This is a genomic window from Mycobacterium sp. (assembly GCF_002863225.1).
Taxonomy (GTDB): domain Bacteria; phylum Actinomycetota; class Actinomycetes; order Mycobacteriales; family Mycobacteriaceae; genus Mycobacterium.
Genome location: NZ_PKEK01000005.1, coordinates 1 through 12,821, shown reverse-complemented (window position 1 = coordinate 12,821; position 12,821 = coordinate 1). Strand labels below are relative to the sequence as shown.

The 12,821-nt window shown below is 65.5% G+C and carries 18 protein-coding genes and 1 pseudogene; 13 read left to right on the top strand and 6 right to left on the bottom strand.

The features are described 5' to 3' along the window. Positions 1-20 precede the first annotated feature (20 nt). Entirely contained in the window at positions 21-398 is a 378-nt protein-coding gene (locus CYU59_RS00435; protein WP_292974750.1) for a hypothetical protein, read from the bottom strand. Positions 399-659: 261 nt separating this feature from the next. On the opposite strand from CYU59_RS00435, the gene CYU59_RS00430 reads away from it, so the two are divergent. The 3 genes from CYU59_RS00430 to CYU59_RS00420 all read left to right on the top strand — a co-directional run bounded on the left by CYU59_RS00430 (position 660) and on the right by CYU59_RS00420 (position 1,993). Next, positions 660-1,175 (top strand): restriction endonuclease, encoded by a 516-nt coding sequence (locus CYU59_RS00430; RefSeq protein WP_292974749.1) that lies wholly within the window; start codon positions 660-662, stop codon positions 1,173-1,175. A gap of 84 nt (positions 1,176-1,259) precedes the next feature. After that, entirely contained in the window at positions 1,260-1,559 is a 300-nt protein-coding gene (locus CYU59_RS00425) for a hypothetical protein (protein WP_292974809.1), read from the top strand. 35 nt (positions 1,560-1,594) lie between these two features. After that, the gene (locus tag CYU59_RS00420; protein ID WP_292974748.1) at positions 1,595-1,993 is read left to right on the top strand and encodes a VOC family protein; all 399 of its coding nucleotides are present in this window, start codon (positions 1,595-1,597) and stop codon (positions 1,991-1,993) included. On the opposite strand, the gene CYU59_RS00415 is transcribed toward CYU59_RS00420, so the two are convergent. Further along, positions 1,913-2,578 (bottom strand): TetR/AcrR family transcriptional regulator, encoded by a 666-nt coding sequence (locus CYU59_RS00415; protein WP_292974747.1) that lies wholly within the window; start codon positions 2,576-2,578, stop codon positions 1,913-1,915. The genes CYU59_RS00420 and CYU59_RS00415 overlap by 81 nt on opposite strands. Positions 2,579-2,665: 87 nt before the next feature. Here CYU59_RS00415 and CYU59_RS00410 point away from each other — a divergent pair, with 87 nt between their 5' ends. Further along, the gene (locus CYU59_RS00410) at positions 2,666-3,571 is read left to right on the top strand and encodes a metal-dependent hydrolase (RefSeq protein WP_292974746.1); all 906 of its coding nucleotides are present in this window, start codon (positions 2,666-2,668) and stop codon (positions 3,569-3,571) included. Then, positions 3,571-4,632: a hypothetical protein gene (locus tag CYU59_RS00405; RefSeq protein WP_292974745.1), complete on the top strand. Its 1,062-nt coding sequence runs from the start codon at positions 3,571-3,573 to the stop codon at positions 4,630-4,632. The genes CYU59_RS00410 and CYU59_RS00405 overlap by 1 nt, the downstream gene beginning before the upstream one ends. On the opposite strand, the gene CYU59_RS00400 is transcribed toward CYU59_RS00405, so the two are convergent. Beyond that, a complete protein-coding gene (locus CYU59_RS00400) occupies positions 4,593-5,288 on the bottom strand; it encodes a guanylate cyclase (RefSeq protein ID WP_292974744.1) in 696 nt (231 codons plus the stop codon). The two genes, CYU59_RS00405 and CYU59_RS00400, sit on opposite strands and share 40 nt — an antisense overlap. Before the next feature lie 59 nt (positions 5,289-5,347). Between CYU59_RS00400 and CYU59_RS00395 the strand changes: the two genes are divergently transcribed. Beyond that, positions 5,348-5,506, top strand: coding sequence for a hypothetical protein (locus tag CYU59_RS00395; protein WP_292974743.1), 159 nt, complete (start codon positions 5,348-5,350; stop codon positions 5,504-5,506). A gap of 19 nt (positions 5,507-5,525) precedes the next feature. Here the strand turns inward: CYU59_RS00395 and CYU59_RS00390 are convergent, their stop codons facing one another. Further along, positions 5,526-6,320: an adenylate/guanylate cyclase domain-containing protein gene (locus tag CYU59_RS00390; RefSeq protein WP_292974742.1), complete on the bottom strand. Its 795-nt coding sequence runs from the start codon at positions 6,318-6,320 to the stop codon at positions 5,526-5,528. A 93-nt stretch (positions 6,321-6,413) separates the two neighbouring features. Here CYU59_RS00390 and CYU59_RS00385 point away from each other — a divergent pair, with 93 nt between their 5' ends. From CYU59_RS00385 to gnd, 3 genes are all read left to right on the top strand, one after another. Continuing rightward, positions 6,414-6,860 carry a PaaI family thioesterase gene (locus CYU59_RS00385; protein WP_292974741.1) on the top strand — a complete coding sequence of 149 codons (447 nt, stop codon included), beginning with the start codon at positions 6,414-6,416 and terminating at the stop codon, positions 6,858-6,860. A gap of 215 nt (positions 6,861-7,075) precedes the next feature. Next, on the top strand, positions 7,076-8,476 hold the full coding sequence (locus CYU59_RS00380; RefSeq protein WP_292974740.1) for a glucose-6-phosphate dehydrogenase: 1,401 nt from the start codon (positions 7,076-7,078) through the stop codon (positions 8,474-8,476). A 16-nt stretch (positions 8,477-8,492) separates the two neighbouring features. Then, positions 8,493-9,524, top strand: a complete 1,032-nt coding sequence (gnd, locus tag CYU59_RS00375; RefSeq protein WP_292974739.1) for a phosphogluconate dehydrogenase (NAD(+)-dependent, decarboxylating) — start codon at positions 8,493-8,495, stop codon at positions 9,522-9,524. Between the two features lie 21 nt (positions 9,525-9,545). Here gnd and CYU59_RS00370 read toward each other — a convergent pair whose 3' ends face one another. Beyond that, on the bottom strand, positions 9,546-10,409 hold the full coding sequence (locus CYU59_RS00370) for an alpha/beta hydrolase (protein ID WP_292974738.1): 864 nt from the start codon (positions 10,407-10,409) through the stop codon (positions 9,546-9,548). Positions 10,410-10,515: 106 nt separating this feature from the next. Here CYU59_RS00370 and CYU59_RS00365 point away from each other — a divergent pair, with 106 nt between their 5' ends. The 4 genes from CYU59_RS00365 to CYU59_RS00350 are packed head-to-tail and all read left to right on the top strand — an operon-like array spanning position 10,516 to position 12,540. Further along, positions 10,516-10,989: a VOC family protein gene (locus tag CYU59_RS00365; RefSeq protein WP_292974737.1), complete on the top strand. Its 474-nt coding sequence runs from the start codon at positions 10,516-10,518 to the stop codon at positions 10,987-10,989. Between the two features lie 49 nt (positions 10,990-11,038). Further along, on the top strand, positions 11,039-11,239 hold the full coding sequence (locus tag CYU59_RS00360; protein ID WP_292974736.1) for a hypothetical protein: 201 nt from the start codon (positions 11,039-11,041) through the stop codon (positions 11,237-11,239). Continuing rightward, a complete protein-coding gene (locus tag CYU59_RS00355) occupies positions 11,239-12,138 on the top strand; it encodes an alpha/beta fold hydrolase (RefSeq protein WP_292974735.1) in 900 nt (299 codons plus the stop codon). Before CYU59_RS00360 ends, CYU59_RS00355 begins: the two co-directional genes overlap by 1 nt. A 45-nt stretch (positions 12,139-12,183) precedes the next feature. After that, a complete protein-coding gene (locus CYU59_RS00350; RefSeq protein ID WP_292974734.1) occupies positions 12,184-12,540 on the top strand; it encodes a DUF732 domain-containing protein in 357 nt (118 codons plus the stop codon). Here the strand turns inward: CYU59_RS00350 and CYU59_RS00345 are convergent. Beyond that, positions 12,537-12,821, bottom strand: a pseudogene (locus tag CYU59_RS00345) (hypothetical protein); the annotation flags it as partial. The gene CYU59_RS00350 and the pseudogene CYU59_RS00345 sit on opposite strands and share 4 nt — an antisense overlap.

Genomic DNA, 12,821 nt, shown 5'->3' with positions numbered 1-12,821 from the left:
AGGAGTTCGACGATCCCGGCCTACGGGTGGGTGTCGATGCGGCAATTCCGGAAGGTCTCGGGGTCGCAGTAGAGACCCGGAGGTGTACCGGGCCGCGGTGGCGGGTTGTCGCCGTCCCAGATCAGGCTGGAGACGTTGCCCATTCCCGGCCAAAGGAAGTAGTAGGTGTGGCACACATTCCAGTCCCAGATCAGCGGGTCCGTGACGTGGTTTCCGGTGGCGGGCCGGGGTTCTTCGCCGGGGCACCAGTGGTGGGCCGGGCCCCAACCGTTGTCGTCCGTCGGAGCCGGAGCACCCGGCCGCGCGTGCGCGGTGACACCGACCGGGCCAAGGCCCGACAGTGCGCCCGACACCAGCACCGCGGCCGTCACACTCATGACGATTCGGCTTGTGTTCATTGCTCGACCTTTCTTGGCAACGATGATGAATCGATCGTGCGGCATGCCGTTGCTGTCGTGGACGAGAACTGCGAAACCGTGCTGCAATTACCCGACATTTGGATAGGTCCAGAAATGTGAGCCCGTTATCAATACTCTTTGCGCGCAACAAGAATGCGATAGAGAAACGTTAGTGGTGAAAGTTCCTGAGACCCAGCGATTTCCGCTGGCGACTCACAGTCACGCGCGGATGTCGGTGACCGTCCTTATCATCGGCGCGACATGAAGATCACCTACTTGTTTCTCCCGGTCTACTTCGGGCTCTTCGCGGGTCTCGTCGGACACACTGTGAAGATCGGCCTGGCCGGCGCGGGCGTGGGTTTGCTTCTGGCCGTGCTGTTGTCGGCAGAACGCCTGCGGCCCCGCGACGGTATGACGGCGATCGACGCGATGAGCGGAACGGACTTCGAGCGCTATGTCGCGACCCGCTTGCAGCGGGCCGGCTGGCGGGTGACGTTCACCGCGGCCAGCGGTGATTACGGGGTCGACCTGATAGCCCGGCGCAACGACAGATCGGTCGCGGTGCAGTGCAAGCGGCTGAGCAAGCCCGTCGGTGTCGCGGCTGTCCAGCAGGTGGTCTCCGGTGCCCGTCACCACGACTGCGCGAAGAGCATCGTCATCAGCAATCAGGAATTCACCGACGCCGCCAAGAAGCTGGCCTTCACCCACAACTGCCAGTTGATCGGCAGACGCGCCCTGCAGGGTTGGGTGCCACCCCCGGCCAGACGTGCGGTTTAGGGTCTGACCCGAGTCGGGCTAGGGCACACTCTGAGGGTGGCGATCATCAAGCATGCGGCGGCAGCCGGCCTGCTGGCGGGCACGGTGTTGGCCGGGTTGACCAGCGGCAGCGCGCAGGCCGCGCCGAGCTACCACTGGTGCCCCGGTCAGGCGTGGGACCCGGGCTGGGGCAGCATCTACGACTGGGACTGGAACCGCTGCCACGACTGGCAGCGCGGGCCCGGCCAAGGCGTTCCGATGGGCAACGGGCCGTGGGGTGTTCCACCGGTATGGGCACCTGCGCAGCCCGGGCCGCCACCGTGGGCACCGGGCGCCCAGGTGATGTGGAACATGACCGCCCGGGCGTGGGGATTCTGGAACAACGCCGTCTGGACGCCGATCTGACGTTCTTGTCGTAGGTCGCGCCTAGCATTCCCGCCATGAAATTCGTATCGACCCGACTCATCACCGCCGACGTCATGCGGCTGGTCACGTTCTACGAAAAGGTGACCGGCACGGTGGCCGTCTGGGGCAACGAGGTTTTCGCCGAGATCCCCACGCCTGTAGGGACTTTGGCCATCGGCAGCGACAAGACCGTTCCGCTATTCGGAGCGGGATCGGCCGAGCCGGCGGCAAATCGGAGCGCGATCATCGAGTTCCTGGTCGACGACGTGGATGCCGAGTACCAGCGATTGCGGACAGACGTGGGGGAGATCGTCACGGCCCCGACGACGATGCCGTGGGGCAACCGGGCGCTGCTATTCCGTGACCCTGACGGCAACCTCGTCAACCTCTTCACTCCGTTCACCGACGACGCGCGAGCCAAGTTCGGGGTGTGAGAGCGCCGGGCCGACCCAGCGACGCAGGTAGGCACGAAGCTCGGTCGCCGACCGCGGCGGGTCCGGGGGCGCAATCACCATCGACTGAATGACACGCAACAAAAACTCGATCAGTTCGTCGATCGTGCGGTCGTCGAAACCCAGTTCTTCCCAGTCGATCTGAGCATGGTGCAGGATTGCCCGGCATCGCCCGATCACGTCGGTCGACAGCATGGCGCGGCTGAACACATTGGATCGGTCATTGGCCAGAAGTAACACCAACTGCGGTTCGTGTGGCAGCCGCTCCACGATGTAAGCGACGACTTCGACGAGCTGACTGGTGACGTCCAGGTCGGCGACCAGCTGATCGATCTGTGCGACGAAGCTGCCGAGCGCCACCTCGGCAACAGCGGTGAACAACTCCTCGGTCCCCGCGAAGTAGCGGTAAACCGTGCGCCGGGTGATGCCCAACGCGTCGGCGATGTCGGACACCGTGGTCTGTCCCGCGCCGCGCCGATCGACCAGGTGCAACGCCGCGTCGATGATGCGCTTGCGCGCCTCCGCGTCGTCCGTCGGCGGTGATCCCGCCCATCCTTTTCGGCCCATCAGCCTTGACTCTTCCGCTCGACTGAGCCAAGAATACACACATAACACATGTGTGAGCATTGTGTGCAATGACTACCGGGAGTTGCGATGACCGCCCTTGAAGTCCGCCGGCCGAAGTTCGACTTCACCGGCGACGTGCCGTGGGAGTGGAACCCGGCCAACCCGCAGTTCTCCTTCTTCATGAACGCGACATCGATGATCGCGATCTGCTTCGAACAATTCATCGTGGCCGCGGTACAAGAGGCCAAGCCGCTGATCACCGACCCGGAAGTGGCGGCCGAGGCGACGCAATTCCTGCGCCAGGAGGCGCAGCATTCCAGCACCCACCGCAAACACGTGTCCGCACTGATCAAGCGGTACCCCGGACTCCAGCAGACCTTCGATGCCGCGACCGCCAGCTTCGACGAGGTCACCAGGACCACGTCGCTGAAGTTCCGGCTCGCCTATATCGCCGACCTGGAGGCGACCTTCACGCCGAGCTTCAAGATGATGCTGGACAACGAGGCCACGTTGTTCCGCCCCGGTGACGACCGGGTGGCGTCATTGTTGTTGTGGCACTTCGTCGAAGAGGTCGAGCACCGAAGCTCGGCATTGGTCATCTACGACGCCGTGATTGGTGAGAGCTGGTTCCGGATCCGGGCTCTGCCCAGGATATTCGCCCACCTGGTCGCGGTGACGCGGATCATCGCCGAGGGCGTGAATACTCATGTGCCCGAGGCGGATCGCCTCGATGCCCGTACGTTGCTGCCGACGTTCGGATTGAAGCAAGGCCTGCGCGACAGGTTGGCCCGCAGGCGCTCGACGATCCCGAACGCCTTCGCTACCGTGCCCCGCAGGCAGCGCCTGCTCGCTGTGGGCCGAGTCCTGTTGAGCCAGACGCCGTATCACAATCCGGAGCATCAGCCGCTGCCGCCGTTCGCCGACGGGTGGTTCGACCGATGGAACTCCGGCGGTGACGTGACCCGCTGGTACACCGGTCAGGTGGCGTCCTGATGCCCGGCCAGTGCACCGCGGCGTTCGACGCGATCGCCGGGCCGCTCGGCGACTTCAGCTGTCGAAATGCACTGGCGTTGATCCACCTACGTAATCCGCTACACCTGACCAACGGCACGTTGCCGGTGCTGGAACTGATGATGGTGGCCGGCGCGATCATGGCTTTGATCCACGGCATCCGCAGACTTCGTCGCGAGGGCGATCCGACCAATCTCGCCCTGTGGTTCGCCACCGTCGTCTATCTGTTCGTGATCGAGATCCCGCTGTACTTTCCGAACGTTTTCGGGATTCAGGACCAGCTCGGAATCGTGTTCGTGCACAACGTCTTCACAGTCGATTTTCTGTTCGATCGGCTACCGCTCTACATCGTCGCCCTGTACCCGGCCGTCGTCAGCCTTGCCTATGAGATCGTGCGGGAGCTCGGTGTGTTCCGCGATCGTGGAATCGTGGTCGGCGCTGTGTGTGTCGGATTCGTTCATCACTGCCTCTACGAGATCTTCGACCAACTCGGGCCCCAATTGCACTGGTGGGCATGGAACAGCGCCAACCCGATCAACCGGCCGATGCTGACCACGGTGCCGATGACGAGTGTGTTCATTTTCGCCACGCTCGGACCGATCGTCGTCACAGCGCTCGTCCTGCGGATCGTTCGGGGGTCGCATCGAGCGGGGCGGACGGTGATCGCCGGCATGCTGGTGCCCATCGGCATTGCCGTGCTCAGCATCCCGACCTCACTGTTCGGTGGCCCGCACCCGCACACCGGCGTCCAGGCGACGATCTTCACCATCGAATTGGCGGCGGTCGCGCTGGTCGCGGTGCCGGTCTTGTGGCACCAGGCGCGGCGGATCAAGCCACAGCCCAACCAGTTTGTCCGGGTCTTCGGTCCGCTGTATCTGGTTGTGCTCGCAGCGCTCTGGATCACCGCGTTCCCGCCGACCGGAAACCTGACCTACGCCGCTGTGTGTTTCGTCCCGGCCGGGCTCGGCGTGGCTGCCGTCGGGTGGCCCCGCCGAACGGTCGATCAGTCGGCGACGACAGCGATTTCGCTGCCTAGCCGGTAGGGTGCGATCAGCGGAAGATCATCGCCGCTCCAAAACCGGCCTGGGTCAAACCAATTCGTCCGCTTCTCGGTTTCGATCAGGCCCATCTCCTCGAAGGTGACGGCGACTGTCTCTGCGCAGTAGGCGGATTCGAAGCCGCCCTGCCGCTGCTCGGCCCTGCGCCTGCGCGTCGATTCGCGGACCTTCGCGTCGATCCACGGGAGGCCGCGCACCCAGTCGTATCTGGTCGGAAGCTGGCCACGTAACCACCGCAGGGTGAGCCGGGTCGTCGACGGAAACGGCGTGCCGTCCATTCGTGCGATGACCCGCAGTAACCGGTTCTCCTGATCGCGGTCGACCTCCGGGGTCATCTGCCGAAACCAGCAGCGTTGCCCGTAGCGGGTCAGCCATCGTTCGACGGCTTCGCGCGCATCGTTGAGCTGCACGCCACGGTGATTGGTCGCGGTCCAGACGTCGGTCAGCTTGTCGCCGAGTTCGGCGTGCCACATCAGCGGTGGCAAATCCTCGATCGCGACCGTCATCCCGACGTGGTTGACCGGGCTGTTCGACATCGTCTGGATCGCGCGGTCGGGCCCGGAATGCCCGCGGAACAGCCAGATGTCGCCGGTCCTGGTGTGCTCCAGGGCTTGGCTCAAGCTCACGGTGTGCGTTTCCACCACCGCACCATATGCACATACGGTTCCCGCCGGGACGCGCTCGCGAATAACCTGTTGCGATGCGCACCGTCTGGAAGCTGCTGGGATTGGCCGGGGTCGTCGGGGTGGCGGCCGGTGGCGTACTGGTCGCCCGCGATCAACGCCGTAGGCGGGCCTACACCCCCAACGAAATCCGCGACCGGCTGCAGCAGCGCCTTGCCGAAGCCGGTGAAGGCTAGGCGCCGAAGCCGGTGGAGACTAGGCGGCGGCCACGGCGTAGAGCCGATGCGTGCCGGCGAACCCTTTCAGCTCGGTGTCGCGGCCGCCGTCGAATTCGAGGTCGGTGCAATCGCTGAGCGCGTCGCGCACGGTGTCGCTCACCAACACCTCGCCGCCGCAGGCCTCCGCGGCCACCCGGGCCGCCATGGCGACATTGCGGCCGAACAGGTCGTCGCCGCGGCGCACCGATCGTCCGACATGGACACCGATCCGAACTCGTATTCCGTTGCGCCGCTTGCGCTGTGCGTCCCGATGTAGCGCATCCTGCATGTCGATGCCGCACCGCACCGCCTCTTCGGCCTGGGAAAACGCGATCATGAACCCGTCACCCTGACTTTTCACCACGTGCCCCGAGTGCGCCTTGACCAGCTTGCGCACCTGCTTGTCGTGCTCGCCGATCAGCCGCACCCAGGCCCGGTCGCCCACCCGTTCGTTGAGCGCGGTGGACTCCTCGATATCGGAGAACAGGATCGCGACCTTGCCGTCTTGCGTCACGCGGGCCAGGTCGGGGCGCTCCACCTCGGCCCAGTCGGCGAGGTCCTCGATCGAGCTGCGCACCACGGCGCCGAACCCCTCCTTGCGCACCAGGTTCGCGGTCTGCCAGACCGTTTTGACCGCTTTCGACCCGAAGCTCAGCAAGTCGGGTGGCCGCTGGAGTTCCTCGACCAGTGCCTTGCTGCGGGACAGTTGGCGCCACAGGATGCCGATGGCCACTGCCTCGGCAACAGCAGTTCCGGCCAAGACGTAGACCGCGAGATGCAGCACATCACCCACGGTGCACTATTCAACACGTCCCGTCGGCCGCCAGGTCGAGCTTTGCCCGTCGGCCCGCCGAGACGACTGACCGCGCTCGGTAATGTTCGGCGGATGGCTGCCGCTTTCGAGCCCCGCGATCCCGAGTTCGAGCAACGCGTTCGGGACAGCTTCGCCCGTCAGGGCCTGATGACCACGTTCGCGGCCGGACTCCTCCGCGTGCAGCCCGGCGTGGTGGAGATCGAGGTGCCGTTTTCGCCGAAGCTCACCCAGCAGGACGACTTCTTTCACGCCGGGGTAGGTATCGCCGTTCTCGACAGTGCCTGTGGATACGCGGCACTCACGCTGATGGCACCGGGAACGCGCGTGCTGACCGTGGAACTCAAGGTCAACCTTCTCGCCCCGGCCGTCGGCGACTCACTCAGGGCGCGTGGTGAAGTGATACGACCCGGTCGAAATCTCACCGTTTGCCGCGGCGACGCCTACACCGGAGTCGGCGAGAGTCAGAAGCATGTGGCCACCATCCTGGCTACCATGACCGGCATCGCCGAGCCGGGCTAGTCCACCCACGGCCACTCGCTAGACCTGCCGCCTTTCCGCTCAGAGAGCGAAAGGTCAACTGGGCGTGTATATTCCGCGAATTCTGCAGCCCGCGTGTTTGGCGGACCGGGTTAGCGGCTACGTAGACCGATCTCCGGTTGTCGGTCCGATCGGCAGTGTTTAGGGTTGTAGCTGGCCACGGCGGGAGCCGAGTCGAATACTCGTGGAGGTCCCTGTTGGCCGAACCCGGCGCGAATGCCTCGGATTTGCTGGTGATTTTCGGAATCACCGGCGATCTTGCGCGCAAGATGACCTTCCAGGCCCTGTACCGACTGGAGCGCCGGAAACTTCTGCAGTGCCCGATTCTCGGCGTCGCCAGCGACGACATCGACGTCGACGAGCTGACCAAGCGGGCGCGCGCGGCGGTCGAGGGCGCCGGTGACGAAATCGACGAGACGGTGTTCGCGCGGTTCGCCAAGCGCCTGTCCTACCTGTCCGGCGATGTCACCGACTCCGCGCTCTACGACGCACTGGCCCGCGAGATCGGCTCGGGCCGCCGTTGCACCTTCTACCTGGAAATGCCGCCCAAGCTGTTCGCGCCCATCGTGGAGAATCTGGCCGCGGCGCAACTGCTGACCCATTCCCGCGTCGCGGTGGAAAAGCCGTTCGGCCACGACCTGAAGTCCGCGGGCGAGCTCAATGCCCGCCTGCGCGCGGTGCTGGACGAGGACCAGATCTTCCGGGTCGACCACTTCCTCGGCAAGGAGCCGGTGGTCGAACTGGAGTATCTACGGTTCGGGAACCTGGCCCTGGCCGAGATCTGGAACCGCACCAGCATCTCCGAAATCCAGATCACCATGGCCGAGGATTTCGGCGTGGAAGACCGGGGCAGCTTCTATGACGGGGTCGGCGCCCTGCGGGACGTCGTGCAGAACCACTTGTTGCAGGTGCTCGCCGGCGTGGCGATGGAGCCGCCGGTCGGGCCGGCTGCGGACGACCTCAACGACAAGAAGGCCGACGTCCTGCGGGCGATACCGGAGATCGACCCGGAACGCACGGTGCGCGGCCAGTATCGCGGCTATCGCGACATCGACGGGGTGGCGAAGGATTCCGAGACCGAGACGTTCGTGGCGCTGCGGGTCGAGATCGACAACTGGCGCTGGGCCGGGGTGCCGATCTTCCTGCGGGCCGGCAAGGCGCTGACCGAGCGAGTCACCGAGGTGCGACTGTTCACCCACCGCGTCCCTTCGTTGGCCTTCCTGCCGGACCGCCGACGGGCCCAGTCGAACCAGATCGTGTTGCGCATCGACCCCGACCCGGGGTTGCGACTGCAGCTGACCGCGCTCGAGGGCGACCGTTGGCGCGACCTGCATCTCGACTCGTCGTTCATGGCCGACCTCGGCCAGCCTTTGCTGCCGTACGAGCGGTTGTTGCAGGGAGCGCTGACGGGTGATCATCAACTGTTCGCCCGCGAGGACGGCATCGAGGAGACTTGGCGGATCGTGCAGCCGCTGCTGGACCGCCCGGGGCCGGTCCGTGAGTACGAACCCGGTTCGTGGGGACCGGACGCGGCGGGGGATTTGCTACGAGGACATCGCGGCTGGCAACAGCCGTGGCTAGCCGGTAACCACCACTAAGGAGAGACACGACGCCATGCAGCTGGGAATGATCGGCCTGGGCCGAATGGGCGGCAACATCATCCGCCGAGTGGTGGATGCCGGACACGAGGGTGTGGTCTACGACCACGATCCGGACGTCGTGAAACTGTTCGAAGGCGTCGACAACATCACTGGGGCGTCCTCGCTGGCCGAGTTGGCGGAAAAGCTCAGTGCACCAAGGGTTGTCTGGGTCATGGTGCCCGCCGGGACGATCACGACCGGGGTGATCGACGAACTGGCCGAGACGCTGGACGAGGGCGACATCGTCATCGACGGCGGCAACTCCTACTACCGCGACGACATCACACACGCAAAAACGCTGTCCGAGAAGGGCATTCATCTCATCGACTGCGGAACCAGCGGTGGCGTGTGGGGGCGCGAGCGCGGTTACTGTCTGATGATCGGCGGCGACGACTACGCCTTCGAGCACGCCGAGCCGCTGTTCTCGGTCATCGCGCCGGGTGTCGATACGGCACCGCGTACCCCCGGCCGGGAAGGTGAGGTCGCCCAGCCCGAGAAGGGTTATCTGCACTGCGGGCCGACCGGCGCCGGGCACTTCGTCAAGATGGTGCACAACGGTATCGAGTACGGGATGATGGCGAGCCTCGCCGAGGGGCTGAACATCCTGCGCAACGCCGACATCGGCAAGCGGATCATCGAAGCCGGTGATGCGGAAACCGCACCGCTGTCGAATCCCGAGGCCTACCAATACGAATTCGACATCGCCGACGTCGCCGAGGTGTGGCGCCGGGGCAGCGTGGTCGGGTCGTGGCTGCTGGATCTGACCGCGATCGCGCTGAACGAGTCGCCGGAACTCAAGGAGTTCTCGGGGCGGGTGTCCGACTCCGGCGAGGGCCGCTGGACAGCCATCGCCGCGATCGACGAAGGCGTTCCCGCTCCGGTGCTCACGACAGCGCTGCAGTCCCGCTTCGCCTCGCGCAGCCTCGACGACTTCGCGAACAAGGCGCTGTCGGCGATGCGCAAGCAGTTCGGCGGTCACGCCGAGAAACCAGGCGTCGGCGGGTAACCGGGCCCGGCGGCGATCCGCCTAGCGGGTCGCGAAGGTGACCACGACGTCGCTGAACGCGTCGTTGTCGTCGCCGGCCGCGGTGTGACCGGCACCGGACAGCTCGACGAACTCCGCGTTTGGCACGGTGTCGAGGAAGTGCTTCACGCCCTCGGGGCTCACCACGTCGGAGAGCTTGCCGCGGATCAGCAGCACCGGGATCTTCAGGTCGGCCGCGGCGCGCTCGAAGCTCTCGGTGCGCAACTCCGGGTCGTCGCCGGGCTTGGTCATGAACGCCGGATCCCAATGCCAGTACCAGCGGCCGTCCCGCAGTCGGAGGTTCTTCTTCAGCCCTTCCGGGCTGCGCGGCCGCGTGCGGTGTGGCAGGTAATCGGCGACGGCGTCGGCGGCCTCGTCGAGGGTGGCGAACCCGTGCAGCCCGCTGAACATGAAGTCGCGGATGCGTGCGCTGCCGTCCTTCTCGAACCGCGGTACGACGTCGACGAGGATCAGCCGCGTCACCCGGTCGGGCCCGGCGCGGTCCGCGACGAGAATGCCGGTCAGCCCACCCATGCTGGCGCCGATCAGGATCACCGGCCGGGCGATGGCGTCGAGGACTGCCATGACGTCGGCGGTCAGCGTCTCGACGTCGTAGTCGGCGTCGGGCGAGCGGTCGCTGTCGCCGTGGCCGCGGCTGTCGACGGCGACCACGTGAAAGCCGTGGTCAGCCAGCACCTGTCCGGTGTTCTTCCAGGAGTGCCGGTTCTGGCCGCCGCCGTGCAGCATCAGGATGCTCGGCCGGTCGGCGGCCGTGTCGGAGCCGCGGCCCCACTCGTCCGCGACCAGGGTGAGGCCCTGAATCCCGGAGAACTCGGCAGTCTTGGGAGTGTTGCGCACGGCAGTCACGGGCGGTCCTCTCGGTCGATCGCTCTTCGACGTTACTCAGATGAGTTTCGGTGTTCGCCGGGGTCTACCTCTTCAGACAACTACGACAACGCTTTAGGAGACGCCCGTGCCTGCGATCACGCCCTCGCTGTGGTTCGACAACAACCTGGAAGAGGCAGTGGAGTTCTATGCCTCGGTCTTCCCGAACTCGCACTTCGAGCAGCTCAACCGCAGCACCGACGCCGGTCCCGGTGAGCCTGGGTCGCTGCTCTCGGCCACCTTCGTATTGGATGGTGCGCGGTTCATCGGAATCAATGGCGGTCCGCACTTCACGTTCAACGAAGCGGTGTCCTTCACGATCAACTGCAAAGACCAGGACGAGGTCGACTTCTACTGGGACCGGCTGACCGACGGCGGCGAGGAGTCGCAGTGCGGCTGGTGCAAAGACCGATTCGGCCTGAGTTGGCAGGTGGTGCCCGACCGGCTCTATGAACTGGTCAGCCACCCGGATCCGGCGCGTGCCACCGCCGCCACCCAGGCCATGTACGGCATGCGCAAGATCGTCGTCGCCGATCTCGAGAAAGCCGCGGCATCGGTCTGAGTTCCGCACCACGACGTGCGGTGTGCGCTAACCACGTACGTTGGAAAACATGCCCGACGATGCGCCGGCGGACGTCGTATATCTGCGACCGACCCAGCCTGCCGTCCAGGTGGAACGAATCGCGCTGATCGCAGGCGTGATCGCGGCGGTGGCGCTGGCGGGACTGGTCGGCTGGCTCTGGTTCCGGACCGCTGAGGCGCAAAGCCGGGAGGCGCAGCGCAGCCTCTTCGTGCAGGGAGGGTTCAGGTGATGTCCAAACACCGCTGGATCGACGTCAAAGCTCCGGCCGTAGAGCTGAAGGCCCTGACGTGGGGGCCTCCTGACGGTCCAATCGCGTTGTGCCTGCACGGTTTTCCTGACACCGCGTACGGCTGGCGCAAGGTCGCGCCGCGGCTGGCCGAATCCGGCTGGCGGGTAGTGGCGCCATTCATGCGCGGTTACGCGCCGTCGTCGATTCCCTCCGACGGCAGCTACCACATCGGCGCGCTGATGGACGACGCGCTTCAGGTGCGCGCCGCGATCGGCGGCACCGAACATGACGTGGTGATCGGCCACGACTGGGGAGCGATGGCCGCCAATGGGTTGGCCGCGATTCCGGACAGCCCATTCGCCAAGGCAGTGATCATGTCGGTGCCCCCGGTGGGGGCGCTTCGGGGTCAAATCCCCGACACCGCTCGGCTGCTGGCCCAGTTCCCGCCGCAGCTGCTTCGCAGTTGGTACATCATGTATTTCCAATTGCCCTGGCTGCCTGAGCGTTCCGCCTCCTGGGTGCTGCCGCGGCTGTGGAAGAAGTGGTCGCCGGGGTACGACGCCAAGGTGGATCTCCGTCACGTCGACGCGGCGATCGGTACACCGGAGAGCTGGCGCGCCGCGCTCGGGCCGTACCGGGCGACGGTCCGAAACACCCGTCCGCCAGCGCAATACCGCGACCTGCACCGGCACTGGACGTCACGGCCGAAACTACCGAGCCTGTATTTGCACGGCCGCAACGACGGTTGCGTGACATCGGCTTTCACCCGCTGGGTGCCCGACGCGCTTCCCGCCGACAGCGACGTGAGCATCGTCGACAGTGCCGGGCACTTCATGCAGCTCGACGAGCCGGACAAGGTCGCCGATCTGGTGTTGGGTTTCATCGGGTCCGCGAAATAATTCGTTTCGGGTCGCAAGCCGGCACGATTGGTGCCACCCTTAGCCATGATCGTCCACTCGTCCGTCGCGTTTGCCGCTGCCAGCGCGGCGGTGGTGCTACTAGCCGGAGTCGTTGCCCACGCCGACCCGCAGGACGACGAGTTCTTGAAGCTGCTGGCGAGAGACGGCATCACCGCCGGCCCGCCAGACCAGCTGATTGCGTTGGCACACGAGCGGTGCGACAACGAGAATCTCTCTCGCTCAAACATATTCACGCTTCGTCTCGGCGCCTGGCCCAGCCCGTTCAGCACCGCGCAGCTGCAGCTCTCGGCCAAGCTGGAAAGTCAGGGCCTGAGCGGTCCACAGGTGCGGCCGTTTTTGCTTGATGCCATCAGCGTCTACTGTCCGGGCGCCCATAGTTAGGGCTCTTCGTCGTCGTCTCGGAGGAGTTTTTCGGGGTGGTGGTAGGTGTTGGTGCGGGGTTGGCCGTGGTCGAGGTGGGGTGGTGGGATCCATTCGGTTTGGCCGTGGGTGTTGTTGTGGGTGGTCCAGCCCTTCTCGGTGAGGTCGTGGTTGGGGCTGCAGGTCAGGGTCATGGTGTTGGCGTCGGTTTCGGGGTGGGTGCGGTAGGGGTTGTTGTGGTGGACCTGGCACTGGTAGGCGGGCACGGTGCAGCCGGGGAAGGTGCAGCCGCGGTCTCTGGC

Bases quoted from the DNA above. Each gene is read 5' to 3' on its own strand.
- CYU59_RS00435 (WP_292974750.1), bottom strand. From the start codon at position 398: ATGAACACAAGCCGAATCGTCATGAGTGTGACGGCCGCGGTGCTGGTG.
- CYU59_RS00430 (WP_292974749.1), top strand. From the start codon at position 660: ATGAAGATCACCTACTTGTTTCTCCCGGTCTACTTCGGGCTCTTCGCG.
- CYU59_RS00420 (WP_292974748.1), top strand. From the start codon at position 1,595: ATGAAATTCGTATCGACCCGACTCATCACCGCCGACGTCATGCGGCTG.
- CYU59_RS00415 (WP_292974747.1), bottom strand. From the start codon at position 2,578: ATGGGCCGAAAAGGATGGGCGGGATCACCGCCGACGGACGACGCGGAG.
- CYU59_RS00410 (WP_292974746.1), top strand. From the start codon at position 2,666: ATGACCGCCCTTGAAGTCCGCCGGCCGAAGTTCGACTTCACCGGCGAC.
- CYU59_RS00405 (WP_292974745.1), top strand. From the start codon at position 3,571: ATGCCCGGCCAGTGCACCGCGGCGTTCGACGCGATCGCCGGGCCGCTC.
- CYU59_RS00395 (WP_292974743.1), top strand. From the start codon at position 5,348: ATGCGCACCGTCTGGAAGCTGCTGGGATTGGCCGGGGTCGTCGGGGTG.
- CYU59_RS00385 (WP_292974741.1), top strand. From the start codon at position 6,414: ATGGCTGCCGCTTTCGAGCCCCGCGATCCCGAGTTCGAGCAACGCGTT.
- gnd (WP_292974739.1), top strand. From the start codon at position 8,493: ATGCAGCTGGGAATGATCGGCCTGGGCCGAATGGGCGGCAACATCATC.
- CYU59_RS00360 (WP_292974736.1), top strand. From the start codon at position 11,039: ATGCCCGACGATGCGCCGGCGGACGTCGTATATCTGCGACCGACCCAG.
- CYU59_RS00355 (WP_292974735.1), top strand. From the start codon at position 11,239: ATGTCCAAACACCGCTGGATCGACGTCAAAGCTCCGGCCGTAGAGCTG.
- CYU59_RS00350 (WP_292974734.1), top strand. From the start codon at position 12,184: ATGATCGTCCACTCGTCCGTCGCGTTTGCCGCTGCCAGCGCGGCGGTG.